This is a genomic window from Granulicella mallensis MP5ACTX8, assembly GCF_000178955.2.
Classification (GTDB): Bacteria; Acidobacteriota; Terriglobia; order Terriglobales; family Acidobacteriaceae; genus Granulicella; species Granulicella mallensis.
Window position 1 is genome coordinate 4,332,452 of sequence record NC_016631.1, and the last position, 24,265, is coordinate 4,356,716.

The following is a 24,265-nucleotide window of genomic DNA, read 5'->3' on the forward strand; positions in this document are numbered from 1 at the left end:
GCAGAGCGGCCTCCAGATCTACGAGCGTGAGCTTCCCTTTTGGGGTGAAGGATAAAACGGGAACGAGGTGGCCGCGCCACCTCGTTGGTTCCTTCATCCCACCTCCTGCGGCTAGAAGTTAATGCGTCCTCCGAACTGGAGTTCGCGGTTATCCGCAGAGGTACTAGTGATCTGACCGATGGTCGCCGTATTGCTGATGTTTGCCGCCGGCCCGCCAAAGTTCGCTCGATTCAGAACATCGAAAGCTTCAGCACGGAACTGGAAAGTCATCGCATGCGGCAGTGCAAAGTTCTTGAACACGCCAGCATCCCATTCTGAAAAACTAGGACCGAAGACCATGTTGCGTTGCGAGTTCCCATATCGATAGGTGAAGCTCGGTACTGCGGCGAATGCCCCAGGGTTGAACCACTGCTTCGGAGTCTTATGTCCAGGATATAGAACACCGCCAGTGTAGTCTGCCCGCCCGCTCGGCTGACCGGGTGAATTCGCAGGCGCGGTATACGTTACTGAAAACGGCGATCCGCTGGTGGCCTTCCACACACCAGTGAGCTGCCAGCCACCGATAGCCGCATCAAGCCACTTGGGGGAGTCGGAAACAAGCCATTTTCCGCGGCCAACCGGCAAATCATAGCTGTAGTTGAAGGTGAATGCGTTTCGCGCATAGTAATCCAAATTGCCATAGTCATAACGAATGTTCCGCCGGTCCGTGACCGTCTCCTCGTTTGCGCCATCGATACCTAGCGCTTTGCTCCACTGATATTCAGCATCGAAGGTCAGGTCCGCGAAGCGGCGACGGGCGGCCAGCTGTAGTTGGTTAAAATTTGAACTCTCTCCATATAAGTAATAGGTGATTGCCGAAAATGGCTGAAAAGGCACGGCGGCCTGGCCATTGGCCGGCTCCCCAGGGCCACCTAATGGTTGCGGAGTCGTCTGATTGATTGGAAAGGGAGTATGCAAATGACGCGCATCATTCCCAACATAGGTAGCGCGCAGAGCAACCTTCTTCCAGCCCTCTCCTTCGATAGAAAGATTCCACTCTGTATTGAAGGGCGTCTTTATCGTCCGCGAAACTCCATAACCGGCAGGGTTCGCAGTCACGCTGCTACTGGCCGCTGGAAAGGGTGAATCAAAGGTTAGAAATGGAGCATCTGAGGTGGCCGATGCTGGAGCATAGTTGGTTGTAAGGACAAAGGGAACCTGGTTGCCCATATTATTTACCAGATCAGAAAGGGAGAGATTGTCATAATAGACTCCAAAGCCAGCGTGAATCACCACCTCTCGGCCGGAGATTGGACGATACGCAAAACCAAGCCTGGGTTGGAAATTGGTATTTTGTAAATGAAGCCAATTGGCCATGGTGTAATCATTTTGAGCGCCATCTACCAGAATTCCCGGATATCTCGCGACGATCGAAGGATTTGGCGTTCCATGAACCAGAACCAGCTTCCCGAAGTCAGGATTGAAGGTGGCAATGCCGCCTCTGCGCTCTTGGAAAGGAAATAGTTTGTCATACCGAACTCCAAGCTCGAGCGTGAGCTTCGGAGTAATATTCCAGGTATCGCGGGCATAGAGCGCATAACTCTTGAATAGCGCATAGTACGTAAAATCATTACTGGAAGTACTATCGCTATTGATGTCTCCAAGAAGAAAATCTGCAAATGCATTTACGGGATTTGAATTCTGCCCCGAACCGCTGTGATAGCGGCCTGTGTATTGGCCACTAAACGTAAAGCTCCCGGTGTTGTACGTGGTTCCCGACTCTGCCTCCGCAAGAAACTGACCGCCGAACTGGAACGCATGCTTACCACGCACATAGCTTAGGTTGTCATTCACCTGGGTGGTGTGTTGATGACTGAAACTGCTCCCGGTGGAAAATATCTTCTGGAGGTTAGAGATATTTACAGTCGGAAGAAGACCGTACCCAGGATCGGTGGCCGGCAACCCGCTGACGAGTGTTGTCGGATCCAAGGTGTAATTCTGGTCGATACGAGGATCGGCACGTTTGTTCAGCCCCAGCACGAGCTCATTTACGAGTGAGTTGGAGATAGCCCGCGTATAGTTTCCGGCAAACTGATTGATGATGTTGCCCAGGACCGCATAGTTTCCAAACTTATCGGTACCGCCCACATCGTACGGCGCCGGCTGGCGTCGATTGTTATAGAAACGGAACATCAGATGGTCCTTCTTCGTCGCCTGATAGTCCAAGCGGATGGAGAACCTAGGATCGATCTCCAGAGTCGGACTTGCGTAGCTGAAGTTGTTACCGATCCCGGCCGGCGTCGGAACATTTGGTGTTGAGAAAAACGGAAGAAAGCGCTTCGCGACTGTGCTGATGCGAGAGAGCGGGATCTGATTATTGGGAAACGGCTGGCCGGTCGCCGGGTCATAAATGATTCCGGTCGAGCTTGTACCGGTGGCAGTCCCATTTGCGGAGAAATCAGCGAAGCCTGTAGCCCCGGTGCATCCTGCGGGAACAGTAGGAAGTGCCTGGCAATACCAGGCCAACGGGGGCATTGCATATCCTCGAACGACCGTAGTGAGACTGTGAATCCCCTCAAAGCTCGAGAAAAAGAACAGCCTATCGTGCAGGATGGGACCGCCGATTGTGCCCCCATATTCGTGCCTGTTGAACGCAGGGATACGAGAGCCCGGCGCGGTGAAGTAGTTACGCGCTTGGAAAAATCGATTCCGATTGAAGTAGAAGGCGCTTCCATGAAAGGCGTTACCGCCGGACTTGGTAACGATGATTACCTGTGCCGCACCGTTGCCATACTGGGCCGGCGAGTCGATACCGATTGTATTGAACTGAGCAATATCATCCAGTGAAGGGACCTGGTCTGACATGCGGGCACCCGCGATATCGTCATTTGAAATACCGTCAATGGTCTGATTCGCGCCGCCTTTGAAGCTGCTGCCGGATATCAACGCGTTAGAGTTGGGCCTTTGCACGCCAGGTGCAAGCCCCAGCAGTGAATAGGCGTTCTCACGCCCATTCAGCGGAGTCTGGTTGATCTGTTTCCCGTCTACGACACTGCCCACGTAAGTGGTGTCGGTCTCGATCAAAGGCGTCTCGGCAGTCACCTGGACGACCTCCGTTGTTTCACCGACGTTCAGGGAGAAGTCCTCGCGCAAGGTCTGCTGAATGTCGAGGTTTAGATGATTGATCGCCTTCGGCTGAAAGGTCTTGGCCGTAACGGTGAGGCTGTACACACCTGGCTGCACGGAGTTGAAGGCGTAATCACCGGTATCGTTTGTGTGTCCCGCCAAGGTGATACCGGTCGTTTCGCTCCGCAGAACAACCATCGCATCTGAGATAACGCTTCCGGCAGAATCTTGCACTCGTCCGACAAAACTGCCGCTGGTTGTTTGGGCGTTCAGTGTACCGATTCCTAAAACAAAGGCCGAAGCACAGAGAGCTGCCATTCTCCATCTGCGCGACACTGGATACCTCATTTTTGCTGGCTTGCCCATTTTCACTTCCTCCAAATATTTTCCAGACGAACGGTCGGCTACGAGGTACGTCCCGCCAGGAAGGGTGACGCCCCTGACGATGCCAAGAGATAGGCCCCCCTAAGGGCGAGCAGCAGGAGATAGAGAGTTTGTGAGAACACAGGCGCGGCTTCGGCGAAGCGTCTGAGGATCTTTATCGCTCTTTACATCCATTTATGGTTGCGATACCACTAGCGGGAGAATTCTATACCACGAATCTATAAGTTCGCCATATTTTGAAATTTTCTCGCTGATAACGCAACTTAATTTAAGAAAGAAGTATCCAAGGGGTCGTCTTCATCGTAGCTTCCTCGCCTTCCAGGACGCAAAGAATTCAGTAGCTAAACGACATCGTTACCATCAAAGAGCAAGCAAGCATCCGGATATTTCACACAAGCCATCTACCGGACGCACGGACCAAACATGCGCTCGCAGTGTCCCCGGTTTTGCGTCGAGGAACGACGTGTTACTTAAACTTCTCGCCGTTAACCAAGACGTCTTTGCGCCGGGAGGCAGGTGTAACAGTCAGGTGCACCAGTTTGCCGTGGTGCACCTCACCTTCAACTGTCGTGCGAAACGGAGCAGCGAGTTTAAACCGTGCATCCCAGTCTTTCGGCCATGCAGGCAACAACAGGATCTCTCGTCCGTTGTTTTGCAGCAGCATGGCCTGTAATCCCAGCTCACCATTTCCACCGTTATCCTCATCCGGATCGTAATCGTGCCCACGATCCCAGAATCCGGGAAACTTCATCCGCGGATCGACATTCTGAAGGTTGAAGCCCACCGACTTGCGAGCGTCATCGCTCCGGCCCAGCATTGCGGCTTCAACAGGGTCCTGAGACCAACACCCACGAAACCGCATCTTCCGTGCTTCAAACGTATCTTCTGCGATTCTCAGATCGGGTTGCCCAATGCCATAGAGACGAAACGGAAATACGGCATACAGCTCTGGGTTCTCGATATTTTTCCGTGGAGCGTCCTGTTTGCCTGTGTAAGGCAAGAAGACCTTCTTCCCGTCTATCTGTCAGGTGGGCAGATCCGGTAACGCTGCATAGAGCTTCTCCCATTGCGCACGTTGCACAACTGAACCAAGGCCACCGGGAAGCGCAAGCATGCGGGCTAATACAGCATGGAGTCCGGCGAGATCTTCCGAACTGGCGAGAGAACACACAGCCATTGAGTATGATTGTCGATACCAACTTTATATTTAGTGAGACAACCCAATGAGGCGAAGGACCTTTCTCCACGCATGCACGACCGTCGCAGCGTCATGCTGCGTACCGGCTTGGTTGAGGGCAGCCGAAGTTGACGGCTCACAACCACGGCCAACGCCTCAAGCTGCCGACCCAGCAGGCGCAGATTCAACTGTGACAAGGGACTATCACGGCTTCTTGCTTCAACCCCTTATTGTTGAAGGCTGTAAAGGTCTGGTGGTCATACCGCAGAAGCCATTGAAGGGCCGTCCATGGGTGTGGAGAACGATGTTCTGGGACGCCTTCCCCCGAGTAGATCTCGCGCTTCTCGAAGCGGGCTTTCATGTCGCTTTTATCGATGTAGGGAACACTTTTGGTGCTCCGGAACCGATGAAGCATTTTGATGTTTTCTATGCAATCATCACCAGGCAGTTCAACCTCGCTCCCAAACCAGCCCTGGAAGGACTCAGCCGTGGAGGTCTCTACGCGTACCGCTGGGCCTATGTAAATACAGACAAAGTCGGATGTATCTACGGAGACGCTCCTGTGTGCGATATGAAGAGCTGGCCGGGTGGCAAAGGAAAAGGGATAGGCAGCCCCAGCGACTGGAAACAGGCCATCGAGGCCTATCACTTCACCAGCGAGCAGGAGATGCTCGACTTCACCGGCAATCCTATCGATATCCTCGCACCCATTGCCGCAGCCCATATTCCAATCCTTCACGTCTGCGGAGACGCGGACCGAGGCGTTCCCATGGAAGAGAACACCGATATCGTCCGAAAGCATTACATGGCTCTAGGCGGCGACTTCGCCCTGATCGTAAAGCAAGGCTGCGACCATCATCCGCATGGACTGAAAGACCCGGCCCCCATCGTGAACTTCATCCTGGCGCATAGCTCCGAAGGAAGAGCAGCCAAGAAAGCCGCAAGCGCCGCGCCAAAGCCCGGCGCTGTGTTGCTGCTACCTCGTGGTAGCTGGTAGGTTGCCCGACCTGACCGAGCGCTCGAAAAGAACTACCGAAGATGTTCCTGCGAAGTATCCGCGTCCGGTCTACAACTTCCAGGAAATTGCTTTAGGGTTCCGATCGGTTCAGCGTGTCGAACAGCGGCGCTGCCGGAATCACGGATGGATTGTCGTTGACGACTGAGACCGACAGAATCCGGACCTTGTCATTGTTCGGCAGCGTAAGCATGTGAGCCCCTACAGGCAGATCCAGCGAGTACACGAAGAGATAGGAGTACTGGTACGGCTCGTTGAGCCCCTCCGCTGTGTGGTGGTGCGACGCGTACCAGCCCAGTGGAGCCTGCTTGATATAACCGGGCTTCAATCCGACATAGTCATCGGGATAGCGCCACGTGGGAGGCTTAGGCGTGTTCGTCGCATCGAGGGGATGCCATGCGGCGAGATTCGCGGAGACGGCCCAATCATGCTCTGGCGTGTCTTTCCAGAGGCGCGTGTCCCACTGTCCGACCCAACCGGTCCACGATTGAATGTTCAGCTCGGCAGCATGATTGCCAACACGGAAGAGCGCCTTCTGATCGTCCTCGGTGGAGGCTGCGGCGAGCAGATAGACGCGATTGAATCGGCCAGCCGGCAGTGCAAGCGTTTGGCCTTTCGCCGTGACGGCATTCGGCGTGCCGGTTTTGGCTGTGGCAAGCTTGAACCTGACCGGACCATAATCGATCTCAGCCGGAAGCATCTCGGCAGGCAGCGCATTTCCCTTGCCATCGATGCCGCCGTCTTCGATCTTCATATCGTCGTTGCTGGCAACGGCATGATCGTAGTGCAGCGCGACGGCCTCTTCCTGCGGGTGAGCAAGTCGAGCCTGCTGCGGTGCGAGCTTCAAAGCAAAAGTACGTGGCTGATACGGAGTGAAGGATGCCATCAAGTCTCCGTGGCTCACTTCAGCGGGCCCAATCGGTTCCTCCTGCGCATTGACTTCGCGAGCCGCCGCAACCGGCGCAGCAAAGGACACGCGCATATTCGGTGCAGACTTGCCGTTCAGCTCCACCATGCGGAGAATCAGCTCGTCGCTGTCCTCGGCCTTCTTGAAGGCCAGCACACGGATAGCAGGATCGCTGATGCGCACGAGCGAGAAACTCTTGCCGAGCGTGCCCGGATGTTTTGCTGTTGTAAACGAGATCAACGGATCGTTTACACGGTAGGCCTGCCACGCCGTCTCCTGTTGGCGGAAGTCGCCGGAGTGCCCTGCGACACCGAGTGCGATCTCGTGATGTCCCCAATCCTGATTCGTTTGGTCGCTGTAGTTGCCGGGATGGCCGTCAACCGTGGGCTTCGCTCCAGGAGAACGCAGTAGCGTTACGCGAATCGTCTGATCGCCGGGTTTGTCGGAGCCGTTCTTTACATCGGTCAGCAGCGTTACGCCAAAACTTCCACTTTTATCCATTAGATCGATCCAGCGGTGCGAGGCCAGCTCATACTGTTTCGGCTGCGAATTAGAGCGTTCGACAGTGCCGATGTCCCAGCTATAGGTGGCTTTGGGATTCGAGGCACTGAGCGAAAAAGTAGCCTTGAGGTTGGAGCCCGCGGTCTTCCAATCGATGGCATCGTGAAGATCGACGCGGTTACCGGCATCGCCCGCAGCGAGACTGACGGTTTGCACAAACCGGGAGCCTTCGGTCTGCCGCGTCACCTCAAGCGAGACGCGCGCCGGGCCATTCTCGCTGATGCGAATTTCCGCAGGTCCGCTGACAAAAGTACGCGGAGCAGCCTGCTCTTGCGCGAAGTCCATGTTCCACGCTGGATAGTTGCGAGGAACATCGGTGGAGATCGCCAGTTTGAGAGGAGCGGAGAGTAGTTCCCTGCCGAGCTTCTTGTCATAGAGGCTCGACACATCGCCATCCTCGTTGAGCAGCACTCGATAGCGCTGGTTTTCGAGCGAACGGTTGGATACGCGCAAGGCTTTGCTCTCTGCTGGCTGCGTGGCCGGGCGTACGTCGAAGACCGCATAACCGACGGAGGACATGGGCGCCAGGAAGACCACCTTGCCGTCTTCCCACTGCGCAGGCGTCTCCTGCCCATCCGGACCATAGACGTGTACTGCTTTTGGTGCGCCACCGGGAAAGACAACCGTCGCCTCAACCAGATCCTGGCGGGCAATGTTGAGCGGGTTGTAAACCACCACAGGCACACCCTGTGTGCGCGTATCGAGACCGGAGGCGACAGCAGAGCTTGCACTGGTGAGTACAGCGGCAAACTGATTGGCCGCGATCACATCATCGTTCCAGGCGTACTGATAGGCGCGCGGCGTCGAGGTTCCAGCGCCCGTATCGTGAAAGTGTCCGGCGAGTGCAAGCATCCATGCATCATTCAGCCGCTGCTGCGGATAGTCGCGAGCGCCAAGCCATTGCGCAGCGATCGAAGCCTTCTCCGCGGCGTCGGCAAGGTTCTCATCCTTGATGATCCAGCGCTTGTGATAAGCCTGCGAGGTGAGTGAACCGGCGGAGTGATCGGTCAGTTCCAGGTCGCCCTCGTAGTGCGGCATGTGCGCAGCCATCTCCGGCGTGATCGCATTGAACATCTGATCGGCAGAGGACTCGACCACGTGCACCGGGCCTTCTCCTACGCGCACCGTCACCGACTGTGCAGGGAAGGCCGGGGCACCGTTCAACTTCGGCAGGGACGGCAGGATCGTGTCTCTCTTCGTCACGATGGCTTCGAGCAGCTTGATGGTGGATTCCTGTGGCGCTCCACCGGTGTCTCCCGTACCCACGTAGCGATAGTCGGTGAATACGCCCGAGGCTTTGCCATCGAGAGCGATGCGCTTTTCCCAATCCGTATCGACAGCAACAAGACGGTGAAGCGCGCTGGCCTGTTCCGCGGTGAGCGCCGGTTTTTGCGCGCTGCTCAGAAGTGTCTGCTCCATGGACGTACCGGGAGCTTCACTCAGATCGGTGTAGATACTGCTGCCGTACGCGCCGGGATGCAGCGCCGCAATCACGCTCTTGCCGTCCGGTCCCACCCACACACCGACGTTGAAGGGTACGCCGTCCGGTGTCTGCTCCGGCGAATCAAGACCACCCGCCTTCGGACCCGCGGGCCAGCGCCCACCGATCTTCTGCGTCGAGAATCCAATGAGTCCGGCATGGGCAAGAATCGTTGGCAGCGAGGCAGGAAATCCGAAGCTGTCCGGCAGCATGAACTCGTTGCTGGCCTTGCCAAACTCATGACGAAAGTACGTATTGCCATACAGGATCTGGCGGAAGACTCCTTCGGCGCTGGGCAGGTTCACATCGCCCTCTTCCACGGAAGAGCCTGCGGGAAACCACTGTCCACGCGCGACGTATCCCTTGATACGGGCATAGTCGTTGGGGAAATACTCCTTCATCAGGCGATAGCGGTTCGCACCGGTCCAGTTAAAGACATAGTGCGGATACTTATCCATGTCATCGAAGTTCATCTGCATGGTCTTGGGCAGGAACTGGCTGATCGTCTGCGGAAACTCCCATCTCCATTGCGTATCCAGATGAGCGTAAGGGACGACGAAGAGTGTGGGAGTCTTTGTGATGTCCGGCCGCGTCATCGTCTGAGCATCGACGGCAGTTACCAGCACAAGCATCGCGGCAACGGACAGCAAAGGGCGCCGGATAATGGCGCAGGCGGTATGGAAGGTAATGCCCATTCTGAATCTCTCCCGAACAACTTATGTAAAACTGCAATGCTGAATCTGGATGCCGTCTTATCTCACGTCAAATAACATCTGGAAGCCGCAGTCCATGTGGAACTGGTTGTGGCAATGAAAGAACATCAACCCCTCCTGCTCGGGGGTCCAGTCAACTTCGATCCGCTGGCGAGCGCCGATGAGCACAACATCCTTCAGCAGGCCGCTGGTGACCTTTCCGTCAATGCGCGTCAGCTCAAAGGAGCTGCGATGCAGGTGAAGCGGATGCGCATCAGAGCTGGTGTTGTGGAAGGCGAACCGATAACGCATGTTTTTGTGCAAAGCCATGGGAGGATCCGACGAGCGATAGCTCTTGCCGTTGATCGTCCATCGCTCCATGCCATTCTCACCGGGAGGGATGCGCGCGATAACCATCGGCAGCGTTACATCGGCAGACGGTGACGGCCTCTGCAGACCAAACTGCGTGTAATCCCACAGAGCGACGGTGGCGCGTGCATTCGTCGCGACGTTACTGTAGCCCGCGTACTCGACCAAAACACCCAGACCTGAACCGCGCACGTCGTCATCGGTCGAGCCCAGAATCCATACGCCAGGACGGCTCATCTCGACGATGGCGTCGACGCGTTCGGCAGCGCCCAGATCCAACGAAGGAACTTTACGAGGCCGCGGCACCGGATTTCCATCCAGGGCGGTGACTAGAAATTCATGGCCCGGAAGAGCGATCTGAATATTTTCCGTCGCACTGGCGTTGAGGATGTGGAACAGAACGCGCTGCCCTTCTTTCACGCGAATCGGTTCGCCGTGACCAAGCGCCTTGCCGTTGATAGAGCCGATACGGTAGCCGACCTCGACCATGCTGGGACCCCAGTCCGTTTCACCGAACTCCTCCACCGCCGCGGGGTTGTCATCGTCATCCATATCCATGAAGAAGGGCTCCCACTCATGCGTGGAGAGAAAGATCTCCTGATCGTAGCGACCGGGATTCTCCTTCGGCTCGACGTAGACGAATCCGAACTGGCCGCTGTAGGTGCCCACGGTAAGATCGTCCATCGTCATCACGTGCGAATGCACCCATCGCGAACCGGCCGCGCGCGGCGTCATGCGATAACGAAGATGTCCATGTGGCGGCACAGACAGGCTGTTCTCCTCCATCGTTCCATCGAGGGCCGCGCTCAAAGGAAAGCCATGCCAGTGCACGTACTCCGTAATCTCAGTGTCGTTGAAGAGATCCACCGTGACAGAGACGCCTTCGCGCAAACGGATCAGCGGCCCCGGCACGCTGCCGTTGTATCCCGTGGTGAGGATCGTCTTTCCCGGAGCGATGTCGGCCTTCACCGGCCCAATGCGCAGGGTGACATCGGCGGGCATGTTGTGAGCTGCCCATGCGGGCACTGCAGCCAGTCCGGCGACAGTCGCCGCGGCTCCTGAGAGAAAGCCGCGACGTGTCAGACATCCATTATTTGGTGAGGGTTCGACGATACAGTTCACTTCCATCCGTGCCTATAAAAGAGATGGCCAGAGTCTTGCTATCGGCCTCAAGAACCGTGAAGCCGTTAACCTTTTGCCGGAAGATGGAGCGGTCGTAGGGATTCATCTCGTAGAGACCGGCGCCGCCGCCGCCGCTGACGAAGAAGTGAACCGTTCCCTCCGGCTTCAGCTCCTGCAGGTTGTGGTCGTGGCCGTTCAGATATACATCCACGTGATCCTTCTTGAGGATGGGCAGAAGCCGCGCGATCAGCTCTTTGTTGTCGCCGCGTGTCGCCGAATAGATGTGATAGTGGCCGAAGACTACCTTCCACTGCGCCGTGCTCTTGGTAAGTTCCTCATCGAGCCACTTCAACTCCGCTTCATCGACCGCCGGAGTATCGAAGGCGAAGAATTGTACGGAGCCCGCGGTGAACGTGTAATACGGTGCAGGCATATGCCAGTTCTGGCTCTTGGCGGAATACAGGATCTCCGCCGCCGGGCTGTCGGCCCCGCTCCAATCATGATTGCCGAGCACTGCGTAGAACGGGAGGTGCATGGGGCCGTAGAGCTGCTCCCACTGTGTCTGCCAGCGCGGATCGTCGGGGCTCGTCATGCCGCGTGGGTAGAAGTTGTCGCCGAGGGTCAAGCCGAAATCGAACGGATGGGCCTGGTGATACGCAACCATTGCCGCCGCAGTTTGCTTCTGCGCTGCTGAACCGGTTCCAAAGTCGCCGAATGCCAGCACACGAATCGGCTTGCTTGCCGGGGCCACGGAGAAGAGCGGCGGAGGCACACGCATGAACGCGGGAAAGGCGATGCCGTAGCGCGTCTGCTGCAGAAGCTTTTGCTCGTCCAACACCAGACCTGCGCTGTGGATATCACCGGCGGCTACAGCCGTTCCAAGTCTGGTGTTCAGCAGCCGGCTCAGGGAGTCGATGCGAACCGTCTTCAGCATCTCGACAGCGGCGAGGGAGACCGACACGTCAGGGTCCGACGAAGCATGGCTCTCCAGAGCGGATAGGTCCTGTCCCTCGTGCCAGTGCTTATCGAGAGCCTGGATGAGGTCGATGCGAAGCGTCGCGGAGGGATCTTTTGCCAGCCGGTCGAGCAGGAACGCGGACTCCGAGGGCATGTCGCCGAGAACGTGCAGCACAGTCGCGACAAGTTCGGCATCCGGCATCTTCTCGGCCTGCTGCTGAACCTCTTCCGGCTGCTTGACCTTCGCCCCTGCTTCAGCGCGGTAGTCAGCCGGGATGCGCGCCAGGATCGATTCGGACAAGGGCACAGCTGGAGGTTTGGACTGCACCTGTGCAGCTAACTGCAGTGGCATCAGAGAAGCCGCAAAGATCAATAGGAGAACAGGACGATGTGACGGCAATTGCAGCAAGATTGGTGCTCCTCCGGACAACGGCGTAAACACCTCGAACATAATGAAGGCTTGTTACTTAATGATAAATTTTCACAATACTGCCACAAATAACGTACTGAATCGTCAACATTCGGCGCTGTTCCATCAGGGATCTCAAGATACGCAGGGAAAAGAATATTCCTAAAATTCACAAAATATCCGTCATTCGCACTAAATCCAACTAACCTGAAAACCGCGGTCACGAGGACGCTCGGATAGAAAAAGACGAAAGGCTCCCCTTCTGATGTTAAAAATGAACACAATAATCTAAAAAGAGACTGCTTGACCAACCTGCAAGCCAGCGCTAATCGATCCGCTACCCTGCTTTTTGGATTCCCGACAAAAAGGCCTGCTGGACGTGGTTGAAGCTGCGCCCGCGCAGGGTGGCGGCGACGATGGTGCGCGTTGCGCGCGTGTCGCTGAGGCGCACGTAGCGGCAGCCAGCGTTCCGGTCTATGGCCATTTCAGGAACGAGCGAGATGCCGACGCCAGCGGCAACCATTCCAAAGAGGCTGCTGAACTGGCCGCTCTCAAATGCGATCCGCGGTGCGACACGGGCGCGAGTACAGGCGGCGATACTGAGGTCGCGGAAGCAGTGGCCGTCGCGCAACATCACGAAGGGCTCTCCGCGAAGGTCCTTGAGAGCCAGCGATTCGCTACCTGCGAGCAGGTGTTCTTTCGGCAGCACCGCGAAGAGTGGTTCTGTGCAAAGAGGAAATAGCTCCAGATCCTTGTGGCGCAGAGGAAGCGCAAGAATCGCAAGATCGATCGACAGGTTTCGCAGGCTTTCGAGCAGGATCGGCGTTGTCTCTTCCACGATACGCAGCTTGGCTTCAGGATGCTTTCTCGTAAAGTCCCTGGTGTAGTGCGGCATCAGGTAGGGCGCAATGGTCGGAATCACCCCTACGGAGACGCTGCCGCGAACGTCCGCGCACTTGTCGGTCACGCTGGATCGCGCCGTCTCCATCTGGGTCAGAATCGAGCGGGCATGAGGCAGAAAGGCGCGACCGGCCTCGGTAAGGCGGATACTGCGGCCCAGGCGGTCGAAGAGCTTTGAGCCCAGGTCTTCCTCAAGCTTGAGAACCTGCTGCGAGAGCGAGGGCTGGGCGACCTGACAGCGCTCGGCGGCACGGCTGAAACTGCCCGTTTCCGCGATGGCACAGACGTAACGCAGCTGGTGAATCTCCATAGTTTGTACCTATACTCCGGATGGTCATTATGTATTGGAGCTATCGATCTCCATAATGCTACATTCGTTGGGTCGAGACAAACGGAAACGTGGTCACGACGCACGGCACCGGCATGGCACATGTTTTGCCGGGGAGCTGGTGAGAATGACAATGGATGAGGAGTGTAGCTACTGGCGGCGGAGGTGGACCGCTGCACGTACACAACCGACAATCCATTAAAGATGCCATCAGGGCGAACACGCCCTGGTCGATACCTGGGTTCCAGGCCCAGTAGTTGGGCCCAACAGTTAGAGGGAGAAAATATATGTCAACTGAAGCGAAATGCCCGTTCAATCACACTGCCGGTGGAGGCACAACGAACCGTGATTGGTGGCCGAGCCAGTTAAATCTGAGGATCCTGCACCAGCACACCTCCCTGTCCGATCCCTTGGACAAGGACTTCAACTATGCCGAGGCGTTCAAGAGCCTCGATCTGGCAGCCGTAAAGAAAGACCTCCTCGCGGTGATGACAACCTCGCAGGACTGGTGGCCGGCAGACTTCGGCCACTACGGACCTTTTTTCATTCGCATGGCTTGGCACAGCGCCGGCACCTACCGCACCGGTGACGGTCGCGGCGGCGCAGGATCGGGCCAGCAGCGTTTCGCTCCTCTCAATAGCTGGCCCGACAACGTCAGCCTCGATAAGGCACGCCGCCTGATCTGGCCGGTCAAGCAGAAGTACGGCAACAAGATCTCATGGGCTGATCTGATTGTCCTCACCGGCAACGTCGCCCTGGAGTCGATGGGCTTCAAGACCTTCGGTTTCGCAGGCGGGCGCGCAGACGTATGGGAGCCGGACGAAGATATCTACTGGGGCACCGAGACCACCTGGCTGGGCGGCGATCATCGCTACGGCAAGGGCAAGCCCGCTGACGAGGGCGTGCTCGTGGCCGACGCGGCACTGCATGGCACCGAGAAGGATCGTACCGGCGCTGGCTCCAATGAGCGTAATCTCGAGAACCCGCTCGCTGCGGTGCAGATGGGCCTGATCTACGTGAACCCGGAAGGCCCGGATGGCAACCCGGACCCCATCGCCTCAGCCCACGATATCCGCGAGACCTTCGCGCGCATGGCCATGAACGACGAAGAGACCGTAGCGCTGATCGCTGGCGGCCACACCTTCGGCAAGACTCACGGCGCAGGCCCTTCGTCCCATGTGGGACCTGAGCCCGAAGCCGCAGGGCTTGAGGAGCAGGGCCTGGGCTGGAAGAGCAGCTTCGGCACCGGCAAGGGCGGCGATGCCATCACCAGCGGCCTGGAAGTCATCTGGACGACCAAGCCGACGACATGGAGCAACGAGTTCTTCGAACACCTGTTCGCCTATGAGTGGGAGCTGACCAAGAGCCCGGCTGGCGCACATCAGTGGAAGCCAAAGGGTGACGCAGGCGCCGGCACTGTGCCGGATCCGCATGACTCCACCAAGCGCCGTACGCCGTCCATGCTGACCACCGATCTTGCTCTGCGCTTCGATCCTGCTTATGAGAAGATCTCGCGGCGCTTCCTCGAGAATCCAGACCAGTTCGCCGACGCATTCGCTCGTGCGTGGTTCAAGCTGACGCACCGTGACATGGGTCCGCGTGAACGCTATCTCGGTCCAGAGGTTCCTGCCGAAGAGCTCATCTGGCAAGATCCCATCCCCACAGTCGATCACAAGCTGATCGATGCACAGGACATCGCGGCTCTCAAGAGCACGATCCTGGCTTCTGGTCTACCAGTTTCGCAACTGGTTTCGACCGCCTGGGCGTCGGCATCCACCTTCCGTGGTTCCGACAAGCGCGGCGGTGCGAACGGCGCGCGTCTCCGTCTGACTCCGCAGAAGGACTGGGCAGTGAATCAGCCGGATCAACTGGCGAAGACCCTGAAGACGCTCGAAGGTATCCAGAGCGACTTCAACGGCAAGCAGACCGGCGGCAAGAAGATCTCACTCGCCGACCTGATCGTCCTGGCCGGTGTCGCAGGTGTGGAGCAGGCAGCGAAAAATGCCGGTCACACTGTCACGGTTCCCTTTACACCGGGACGCGCGGATGCCTCTCAGGAGCAGACCGATGTGGAATCCTTCGCCGTGCTCGAACCGATCGCCGATGGCTTCCGCAACTATCTCAAGGGCAAGTACACCGTGCCGGCAGAGAAGCTGCTCATCGACAAGGCCCAACTGCTGACGTTGACCGCTCCTGAACTGACAGTGCTGATTGGTGGCCTGCGTGTTCTGAACGCCAACGTCGGACAGACAAAGCATGGCGTCTTCACCAAGCGGCCGGAGACTCTGACCAACGACTTCTTCCTCAACCTGCTCGATATGGGGACGGAGTGGAAGGCAGTCTCAGCCGCCCAGGATGTGTTTGAAGGGCGCGATCGTAAGACAGGGGAAGTCAAGTGGACCGGCACTCGTGTCGATCTTACCTTCGGTTCCAACGCCCAGCTTCGGGCCCTGTCTGAGGTCTACGGAAGTTCGGACGCGCAGGAGAAGTTCGTCCACGACTTCGTAGCGGCCTGGAACAAGGTGATGAATCTTGATCGTTTCAACCTTGCGTAAGCCTGCAAGGTAGGCCTTAGGCTTTTACACCACTCGACCCTCGACCTGACACCGGATTCGTCCGGACCAGGTCGAGGGTCGAGCCTTTTTTGAGTTCTGAACAGGTGCCCCACATACCGTCGTCATACGTAGCATCAGCATCGCAGCGCTCTCTCCTGAGTCTCAACTCATGGCAAGATGCAACAACTTGTCGAAGTTGTCCGGCGTGATCGCATTCGCTTTGATATTAGGAAGGTTCTCCAGGGCCAGATCCCTCAGGGTGTGACCGGGCGGCAACTGGAGAAACAGCTCGCAACCGAGCTCCTGCGCAACACTAGTAGCGTCATGCCAGCGCACTCCGTGGGCGATATTGTCGGCCAGATCTTTGGCTACGCCCTTCGCAGTGCGCACAGCCCGTGCATTCACATTTGCGATATAGATCACCTTCGGATCTTGAACCGAGATCGCCTCCAACTGCGCGTGGAGTGAGTCGGCGATGGGCTGCAAGAGCGGGCAGTGGGAGGGAACCGGCACATCCAGCAGCTCTGCCTTCCTCGCCCCTTGCAATAGGGCTTTCTCCAACACTGCTTTCATCGCTTCAACGGAACCGGCAATCACAATTTGCCTGGGAGCATTGATGTTCCCCACAAACACCGGATGCGCCGGAGTGCTCTCTGCGGCGACCAGCTTGATCACCTGCGCCTCGCTGAGCCCGACGATGGCCGCCAATCCATATCCCGTCGGGTACAGATGTTCCATCTGTTCAGCTCGCGAGCGCACCAGCCGTACTGCATCAGAGAGTTCAATCGCCTCAGACACGACGGCGGCTGAGAAAGCACCGATGGAAAGCCCCGCCACAGCGAGTGGACGCACACCGCTCCGCTGCAGGGCTCGCGCGGTAGAAACTCCTGCTGCAAAGATAGCCAGTTGAACGGAAACAGGAGAGCGCAAGGCATCCTTGGAATCCAAGCTCCGAACATCGTGCCCCAGAACCTCGCTTATCTCTGCCAGGGTTTCATCAACAACGGGATGCTGGACGAGATCATGAAGCATCTGCGGCCTTTGCGATCCCTGGCCTGGGAAGAGCAATCCTATATTCATTTCAAGCGACCTTCATCCGCTATGTCCCAAGGGTCTTCAACGAGTTGCTGCCCATCAGGCGTGCGAATCAGAATCTTCGCGGATCGGCGAAGGGCATACTCCTCAAGCGAAAACCCGCAATATGGAGTTTCGATGCGTACATCAACCTTCGCAGGCAAGGAACTCAAGGTATCCCATAGATCGCGAGCGATTGCATGATCTATCTTCTGCGGAGCGAAGAGCGCAAGATCGAGGTCACTGGCTTCCGTAATCACGTGATCGCCGGTAGCTAGTTCAAAACCAACGCTGCCGACTGGCCCCCAACTTAAATCAATGTCCGCCAGTTCCCTCTCAACGAGAGCGAGAGTCTTGAGTGCCGGAACCGACCTGCGAGAGTCATGGGCAAGGGAGACGCGCAGTTGGAGCGGTCGCTTGATCAGGGCCACATCTGCCATATCCACGAAACCGCCCCATCGTTGACTCCTGTCAGTCCCTCGAACTCCGACAGCCACCTTGCCAACCGGTGCGTTTACCCGCCGCACAACGACCCACGGACTGTGCTTCATCGCCGTCTGTACCCACGGGGGTTCGGCCATGCACGCGGGATGAACTCTTCCTGAGCTCAGAAGCAGAAGATCGTGTACTTGCGGTGCCTCATCGATTGCGCCTGCCATAAAACCTCAAAAGTACTTCGCCATCACCAGCATCCATACCGCTAGCGTAAGCCATCCCGCGCCATAGGAAGCAATCAATCCGGAACTGGCGGTCTCAGGTGTCGCATCAAAACTTTTCCCGAAGACCAAACCAAAGAAGCCACCTGGAATGGCGCTGATAATCGTGATGTCTCGAACATGATCGCGGCTCATATGGAAGAGAAGAGTCATACCGAGAGCAAAGAGCGGTTGGACCAAGAGAATGGCTACGGTTGTCCAAAGCACCGCCTTGTTGAAGCGAAACCGTTGCGCTGAAACAACCACACCCGTAAGAATGAGCGCGGAACCTGTTGCCGCACTTCCGAGAGTCATGAGGGTGCGGTTCGCGTAACTCGGCAGATGCACACCGAAGTAAGCGCCCACCAGCGCCAGGGCTGGAGCCCATACGACCGGTCGGGCGAGAGCCCGGACAAAACTACGCAGCACATTTCCAAGGCTGATCCCGGCTCCCTGCGACTGCTTATCTGCTTCAAGAAGCGCCACTGTCAGTGGGGAGATCGTAATAGCACCAACTGCAATGGAAAGCGCTGCCGTAACAGAGGACGCCGAACCATACGATGCGGCGAACAGAGGCAGCGCAACAGCGGCCGAGTTCGGAAATCCGATCGTAAGAGCCAGTACCGAAGCATCGGAGACCGACAGCTTAAGCGATTGCCGCGCCCATATATAACTCGCCGCATAGAGCGCGGTGAACACAAGCGTGATCATCAGAGCCGTTGGAATCTGTTGTTCCAGATCTGCTCTAGAGGTTCGAAGGATGGTTGAAAACAAGGCACAGGGGATCGCGAAGTTCATGACCAGCACGATCAGGTTGCGGACATTCACGTTATCCATGAGGCCTCGCCGGCCTGCCAGGTACCCCAACAGCAGGCCGACGAAGATTGGAACGAGTGCGTCGAGAAGAACAGTGGTCATTGCTGCCCCTTAGAGCAAATCTCTTGTTACTCGAATATCGCGGTTCGCTATACACCTACAGAAAATTTGCTCTAGGCGTTCTGCCACTGTGCTTCGAGCATGGCTCGGACCGCAATACTAGCCTTGCGCGTCTGCTTTGCAGCGTCGGACTCAAGACGATTACCGAGATCAGTCGATCCAGCTCGTGCATCCTGAATAGCTTCAACCAGTGCCTGCTTCACGGTTTCGATCTCAGACGCTGTGGGCTGCAGAGGATTCTCTACATGGAGCAGCTTGTAGAGCAGGCCTAGCTTGGCGTAGTCCTTGACGTCATACGACATCGGAGCAATCTCGTGTCCGAGCCGCTCGAGCTCTGCCACGGATCGTCTTGTGATTCTTGCTGCCGCCTCTTTGTGCATGGCGTGAATGACGATACCTGCATCGTCGAAGGCAAGAATACGGTTCGCTTGATAGCCATGGGTAAGAAAGCCACCGGAGAAGGCGTGCCCTGCGACCAGGCTGATGACAGGATGCCCAGCCATCCTCGCGGAGGCATAGGCATCTGCCGAGGTCGCTGCTGCCAGGAAGATTCCTGCTGTCTCTTCGCGACGGCCGTAGGCCTGGCTTTTAACATCGACGATCGCAATGATCGGACGCTTTTCGGCCTTCGGCTTATCGCGGTCTTCCGCGATCGCTTCACGCACTCGCGTGGCCAGCGTATAAGCCTCCTCCAAACCTACCTGCCCGTCCCGCACACAGGGGAACCGGCTCTCCGGATTCGGCACGACACAAAGAAACAAGCTGGTCTCGCTGCCCAATAGACTGTTCGAGACGAGTACAGAGCCCGGATCACCTGCCAGCGGCTCATTCTTTCCGGTCAGAGTCTGAAACCAGGCTCTTCCGCGCAATCCTACATGTTCGCTCATCGCGCACCTCCCGTGGTGTTGTTGCCATTCCATGTCTGACGCAGGCTTATCGGATCGATCTGTTTGGACGTGTCCAATGCAGCAATACGATCGCGATAGAGCTTGACCTGTTCGCTTCTATGCTCGGATGGCGGACCAGCCTGGACATATCCGCGAATCGTGGAAGCGATCTTGTCGGCATCGTCTTCAACGAGCGCATCTGCCTCTCCCATGCCGACTCGCTGTTCACCACCATGAATCGCCCAGATCAGAGCGCGGTCTGACGCATCGAACTCGTCGATGCCGGACTCTTGTTCGATGACCTCAGGGCCGTTGAGCCCAAGGCGAGCTTCTTTGGTCATAACGACATAGCTTGATACTCCAGCCGCCAGTGACATGCCGCCGAAACAGCCCACGGTACCGGCAACCACAGTGATCACCGGGGCGTGCTGACGCAAGGCGAGGATCGACGAGATCACTTCAGCGATAGCGGCGAGCCCAAGATTCGCTTCCTGCAGCCGCACACCACCGGTCTCAAGGAGAAGGACAGCAGCCGTCTTCTTCCCGGCCTCTGAGTCTTTCGTTGCAAGATCCAGAGCCGCTGTCATCTTGGCGCCGGACACTTCTCCGATGCTGCCTCCCTGGAAAGCTCCTTCGAGAGAGACGACAACTGCTGGCAGGCCACCAATCTTACCTTTGATTACGATGCAACCATCATCGGCCTGTGGAGTGACCCCCTGAATCGCCAACCACGGGGATTCGACTCGATCAAACGGGCCAACCAACTCCTTCGCAGTCCCCTCATCGAACAGGCTCTGGGCACGTGCCCTGCCGTCCAGCTCGATGAAGCTCTTGCGATTTACAAATGCGGGAAAGATCTCTGCTGTGCTCATTGCTCAATCACCTCCACTGCCTGTTCCAACCGCAGCAGCACGCTTCCTGGGGTTGCGCCTGCATCGTTGATCTGGATCTTTACGGCTCCATCGAACTTCGAGAAGAACCGGTCAAAGACCGCCTTCCACGAGTCCTGGAAGCCATTCACGCTGGTGGTAATCGAGACGTGTGCCCCATCACCGCCAGCCGGCTCCATGAGGACTTCCATATCTCCAGACCCCACTACGCCGACATAAGCCTTCTTCGTCATGCGACGTCTCGCCGCCGGATAATCGAATTCAATCTGTTCCATGTGATCCCTCCAAAAGACTAGTGTCCCTTTCCACGTCGTACAAACCTCGTTCTACTGCGTCCAGAAAGAGCGTGGCCGCAAGCAGATCCGCGCTTCCTCCCGGAGAGATGTTTCTGGCAAAAAGTTCGCGATCAAGGCGACGTAACGCCTCGTCTCCGGCAGCAGAGCCAGGGCCACCTGAGACAAGCACCTCTTTCGCCCCCCGTTTGACCGTCTGTAGGCCCTCGTCTCCGCCACGATAGAGGACACAGGTGTCTTCCAGACTAGCCATGATGGACAGGAGAGAGGAGAGCCTGCTATTTGTCTCCGACAATCCGCGCGCGCGAGCGCCACGCAGAGCAGGAAGACCTACCGTCACGACATGGGGAAAACCAGCATAAGCCTCTCCCCGAGCCCCTGTGGCTCCATACCGGCTCCGAACCAGGTCGCCGTGAGAGACCAGCTGAGGCCTGGCGGAGTCAGGGAGTTGAGCGAGGAACGCCGCGTCTTTCGCGACAACTCCAGAATGGAGACTGTCACTCTGTGCCGCTGCCGTGACCAGGAGCCCTAACACCCAGATAGCTCCCTTGTGCGCATTACTCCCTCCGGTCGCCCGCAACATTGCGGCTTCTGCTTCCCGGCCGATGGCGGCAACCTCCGCTCGTAAGAACCGATCCATTGGAGCCATGCACGATGCGGCAGCCATCGTCGCGAAGTACGGAGCAATAGCCCGCGCTGATCGCTGCATGATATCCAGCGACAGATCCGAATGCGCTCCAGATCCTCGCCGGTCAACCAAACCAGGCTTGGGGGTTAGCTCGGCTTCAGCAACCAGCGCCTGCCGGGCCAACTCCGGCAACTGATCCGCCTCAAGCAACGCCGGAATCATCTTCGTCATGGGAATCATGTTTGCCATTACCAGTTCCTGAACTTCGCGGGTGCTTGGTAGAGGCCGCCGGACCACGCGACCAGGTCTTCCATGCTTCGTGCTGCAAGCAGAGAACGGTTGGCCTGAAGGCGATGGACACCGATGTCTTCGGGATACGCTACGATTCCCTTGCGCCGCAGCTCAGCGGTCTCCTCAGGCTTTGCCTTCAGGCCGACCGGGCTTACACCCGCGACTGCTGCCAGTGCACGGCGGCGCTCTTCGATACCCTCTGTCTTGTACAGATAAGCAATGCCCTCTTCCGTCACCACATGGCTTACGTCATCCCCGTAGATCATGATCGGCGCGATGGGCATCCCTGCCTGCTTCCCGACCTCGACCGCATCCAGCGTTTCAACGAAGGCAGGAACACCGCCGCTGGCAAAGGTCTCAAGCGTCTGAACCACGAGCTTCCGTCCTCGTGCGGTCGGGCTAGGATCTGTTTTGAGGTCGAGCCATGCAAGACTTGAGTGCCTCCGTCCGTGGGGATCACTTCCCATGTTCGGTGCACCGCCGAAGCCTGCCAGACGTCCCGTCGTTACGGTGGAAGAGTTGGCATCGCCATCCATCTGCAGGGTGGCTCCGACGAAGGCATCCACGGCATACTGTCCTGCCAGTTGGCAGAGAACACGGTTAGAACGGAGGCTGCCGTCGCGTCCAGTGAAGAAGATGTCAGGACGAGCACGGATATATTCATCCATTCCCACTTCGCTACCGAAAGAGTGCACGCTCTCGACCCAACCGCTCTCGATGGCCGGAATCAACGTGGGATGCGGGTTGAGAGCCCAGTGTTTGCAGATCTTCCCGCGCAGCCCCAACGACTCCGCGTAGGTTGGGAGGAGAAGCTCGATGGCCGCTGTATCGAAGCCGATGCCATGGTTCAACGACAGAACCTGGTGCTTCTCGTAGATGCCACGGATGACCATCATGCCCGTCAGGATCTGGAGATCGTTGATGTGTCGCGGATCACGCGTGAACAAAGGCTCCACGGCAAACGGCTTATCCGCCTCAATCACAATATCGATCCAGGACGCCGGGATATCTACCCGGGGAAGTTTATCGACGATCTTGTTGACCTGCACGATCACAATCGCGTCGTGAAAGGCGGCCGCCTCAACGATAACCGGAGTATCTTCAGTATTCGGTCCCGTAAAGAGATTGCCTTCCTGGTCAGCCTGGTCGGCGCACACGAGAACCACATTCGGAACAAGGTCGACCAGCAGCCGCGCGTAGAGCTCGACATAGGTGTGAATCGCTCCAATTTCAAGCACTCCATCTTCGAGAAGCTGCGCCACACGAAGACTCTGGGGACCTGCGAATGCAAAGTCCACCTTCTTTGCGATCCCCAGTTCAAAGAGTGTGAGATGCTCGGGACGGCTGATACTGGAGATGATGAGATGGAGATCGTGAATCTTCTTCGCATCGACCTGTACCAGGGAGCGGGAGAGGAAGTCCGCCTGCTTCTGATTGTCTCCCTCCATCACGATGCGGTCGCCACTCACGATGACTGACTCCAGGGCCTCGATCGTCTTCTCTCGAGGCAGGACGGGGCCACTCATCCAGGCTTGCACGGCGCGCATACGCCGCGCCTTCTCGTCGCGCCGGGTCGTCCAGGACTTTCGTTGCTGCAGTATATGTTCGCTCATTCGGCTACTCCTTCTGCCTTTCACTTACGATTAGAGTCTTGTTTTCGTGATTAGGATAGTTGTATGTTTCTATGAGTGTGATGAATTTTGCTAATCAGGAGTGGTCATGGAAATCCGTCAGATTCGCGCGTTTTTGTCCGTTGCAGACACGCTCCACTTCGGCCGTAGCGCAAAGCTCCTTTACCTGAGCCAGCCCGCGCTCAGCCTGCAGATCAAGGCTCTGGAGGAAGAACTCAAAGTAACGCTCCTGGATCGGAACCGTCAGGGCACTTCCCTCACCGAGGCTGGACGAATCTTCCGAGAGAACTCTGCCATTGCCCTGGAACAGCTGGAAGCCGCGGGCCAAAAGGCCCAATGGACCGCTTCGGGCAGGCTCGGTCGGATCCGCATCGGGTTCATCTCCACGGCCGGACAAGAGATCGTGCCAACGCTCATACGACGTTTTCGCAAGCTCTATCCCGACGTCGAATTTTCTCTTCGGAATATCCTCACCAGCGATCAAGTCGGAATGATTCAAAATCGCACTCTGGACGTAGGGTTTCTGCGTTTGCCGATCGAAGAAGTAAGAGGAATCGAGGTGACTACCGTGCATCGGGAACCCCTCGTTGCCGTCCTGCCGTCGAATCATCGGCTTGCCTCCGGGAAAGAGATACGCCTGCGTGAGCTTCGAGGAGAGAAGTTCGTTATGTACGAACGGCACTTCGCCCCGGGATTCCATGACTTTCTGGCCGGCATACTCAACCGTGCCGGAGTGGTTCCGGATGTCTCCCAAACGGCGAGCGAAATGTCGACACTTGTCTCGCTAGTGGATTCCGGACTGGGTATTGCGGTTCTGCCTGCTTCTGCTGTGAAACAACGCATTGCGAAGATTGCCATCTGCTCGATCGCCGACAAAATTCCCCCGTCTGAAATCGGAATGATCTTTGCGAAACAAGCTAACGTTCCGGCCATCGAAAACTTCTGTGATCTTGCTAGAACTCTCTTCCACATCTAAGAG

Annotated in this window: 17 protein-coding genes; 3 read left to right on the top strand and 14 right to left on the bottom strand. The window is 57.1% G+C overall.

Going from position 1 to position 24,265, the window contains the following annotated elements:
* Positions 1–111 precede the first annotated feature (111 nt).
* Positions 112–3,423 carry a TonB-dependent receptor gene (locus ACIX8_RS17000; RefSeq protein ID WP_044176955.1) on the bottom strand — a complete coding sequence of 1,104 codons (3,312 nt, stop codon included), beginning with the start codon at positions 3,421–3,423 and terminating at the stop codon, positions 112–114.
* Between the two features lie 532 nt (positions 3,424–3,955).
* Positions 3,956–4,489: a hypothetical protein gene (locus tag ACIX8_RS17005; protein WP_044176957.1), complete on the bottom strand. Its 534-nt coding sequence runs from the start codon at positions 4,487–4,489 to the stop codon at positions 3,956–3,958.
* Between the two features lie 481 nt (positions 4,490–4,970).
* Between ACIX8_RS17005 and ACIX8_RS17010 the strand changes: the two genes are divergently transcribed.
* On the top strand, positions 4,971–5,663 hold the full coding sequence (locus ACIX8_RS17010) for an alpha/beta hydrolase (RefSeq protein WP_052310640.1): 693 nt from the start codon (positions 4,971–4,973) through the stop codon (positions 5,661–5,663).
* Between the two features lie 91 nt (positions 5,664–5,754).
* Here the strand turns inward: ACIX8_RS17010 and ACIX8_RS17015 are convergent, their stop codons facing one another.
* The 4 genes from ACIX8_RS17015 to ACIX8_RS17030 form a co-directional block, all read right to left on the bottom strand.
* Entirely contained in the window at positions 5,755–9,324 is a 3,570-nt protein-coding gene (locus tag ACIX8_RS17015) for an alpha-mannosidase (RefSeq protein WP_014266613.1), read from the bottom strand.
* Between the two features lie 57 nt (positions 9,325–9,381).
* The gene (locus ACIX8_RS17020) at positions 9,382–10,812 is read right to left on the bottom strand and encodes a multicopper oxidase family protein (RefSeq protein ID WP_223295363.1); all 1,431 of its coding nucleotides are present in this window, start codon (positions 10,810–10,812) and stop codon (positions 9,382–9,384) included.
* Positions 10,781–12,070 carry a metallophosphoesterase gene (locus tag ACIX8_RS24730; RefSeq protein ID WP_190273684.1) on the bottom strand — a complete coding sequence of 430 codons (1,290 nt, stop codon included), beginning with the start codon at positions 12,068–12,070 and terminating at the stop codon, positions 10,781–10,783. Before ACIX8_RS24730 ends, ACIX8_RS17020 begins: the two co-directional genes overlap by 32 nt.
* Before the next feature lie 445 nt (positions 12,071–12,515).
* Positions 12,516–13,388: a LysR family transcriptional regulator gene (locus ACIX8_RS17030; RefSeq protein WP_014266616.1), complete on the bottom strand. Its 873-nt coding sequence runs from the start codon at positions 13,386–13,388 to the stop codon at positions 12,516–12,518.
* Positions 13,389–13,693: 305 nt separating this feature from the next.
* Here ACIX8_RS17030 and katG point away from each other — a divergent pair, with 305 nt between their 5' ends.
* A complete protein-coding gene (katG, locus tag ACIX8_RS17035; protein ID WP_014266617.1) occupies positions 13,694–15,961 on the top strand; it encodes a catalase/peroxidase HPI in 2,268 nt (755 codons plus the stop codon).
* Positions 15,962–16,123: 162 nt separating this feature from the next.
* Here the strand turns inward: katG and mdcH are convergent, their stop codons facing one another.
* From mdcH to mdcA, 8 genes are all read right to left on the bottom strand, one after another.
* Positions 16,124–17,041, bottom strand: coding sequence for a malonate decarboxylase subunit epsilon (gene mdcH / locus ACIX8_RS17040; RefSeq protein WP_014266618.1), 918 nt, complete (start codon positions 17,039–17,041; stop codon positions 16,124–16,126).
* Complete coding sequence (locus ACIX8_RS17045; RefSeq protein ID WP_014266619.1) at positions 17,038–17,694, bottom strand: malonate decarboxylase holo-ACP synthase; 657 nt, start codon at positions 17,692–17,694, stop codon at positions 17,038–17,040. The genes mdcH and ACIX8_RS17045 overlap by 4 nt, the downstream gene beginning before the upstream one ends.
* A 6-nt stretch (positions 17,695–17,700) precedes the next feature.
* A complete protein-coding gene (locus ACIX8_RS17050; protein WP_014266620.1) occupies positions 17,701–18,648 on the bottom strand; it encodes an AEC family transporter in 948 nt (315 codons plus the stop codon).
* Between the two features lie 71 nt (positions 18,649–18,719).
* Entirely contained in the window at positions 18,720–19,553 is an 834-nt protein-coding gene (gene mdcE, locus ACIX8_RS17055; protein WP_014266621.1) for a biotin-independent malonate decarboxylase subunit gamma, read from the bottom strand.
* Complete coding sequence (locus ACIX8_RS17060; RefSeq protein WP_014266622.1) at positions 19,550–20,425, bottom strand: biotin-independent malonate decarboxylase subunit beta; 876 nt, start codon at positions 20,423–20,425, stop codon at positions 19,550–19,552. Before ACIX8_RS17060 ends, mdcE begins: the two co-directional genes overlap by 4 nt.
* Positions 20,422–20,718, bottom strand: coding sequence for a malonate decarboxylase subunit delta (locus ACIX8_RS17065; protein WP_014266623.1), 297 nt, complete (start codon positions 20,716–20,718; stop codon positions 20,422–20,424). Before ACIX8_RS17065 ends, ACIX8_RS17060 begins: the two co-directional genes overlap by 4 nt.
* Complete coding sequence (locus tag ACIX8_RS17070) at positions 20,705–21,613, bottom strand: triphosphoribosyl-dephospho-CoA synthase (protein WP_014266624.1); 909 nt, start codon at positions 21,611–21,613, stop codon at positions 20,705–20,707. The genes ACIX8_RS17065 and ACIX8_RS17070 overlap by 14 nt, the downstream gene beginning before the upstream one ends.
* Positions 21,613–23,268 (bottom strand): malonate decarboxylase subunit alpha, encoded by a 1,656-nt coding sequence (gene mdcA, locus ACIX8_RS17075; protein WP_014266625.1) that lies wholly within the window; start codon positions 23,266–23,268, stop codon positions 21,613–21,615. Before mdcA ends, ACIX8_RS17070 begins: the two co-directional genes overlap by 1 nt.
* A 106-nt stretch (positions 23,269–23,374) precedes the next feature.
* Between mdcA and ACIX8_RS17080 the strand changes: the two genes are divergently transcribed.
* Complete coding sequence (locus ACIX8_RS17080; protein WP_014266626.1) at positions 23,375–24,262, top strand: LysR family transcriptional regulator; 888 nt, start codon at positions 23,375–23,377, stop codon at positions 24,260–24,262.
* Positions 24,263–24,265: the final 3 nt, after the last annotated feature.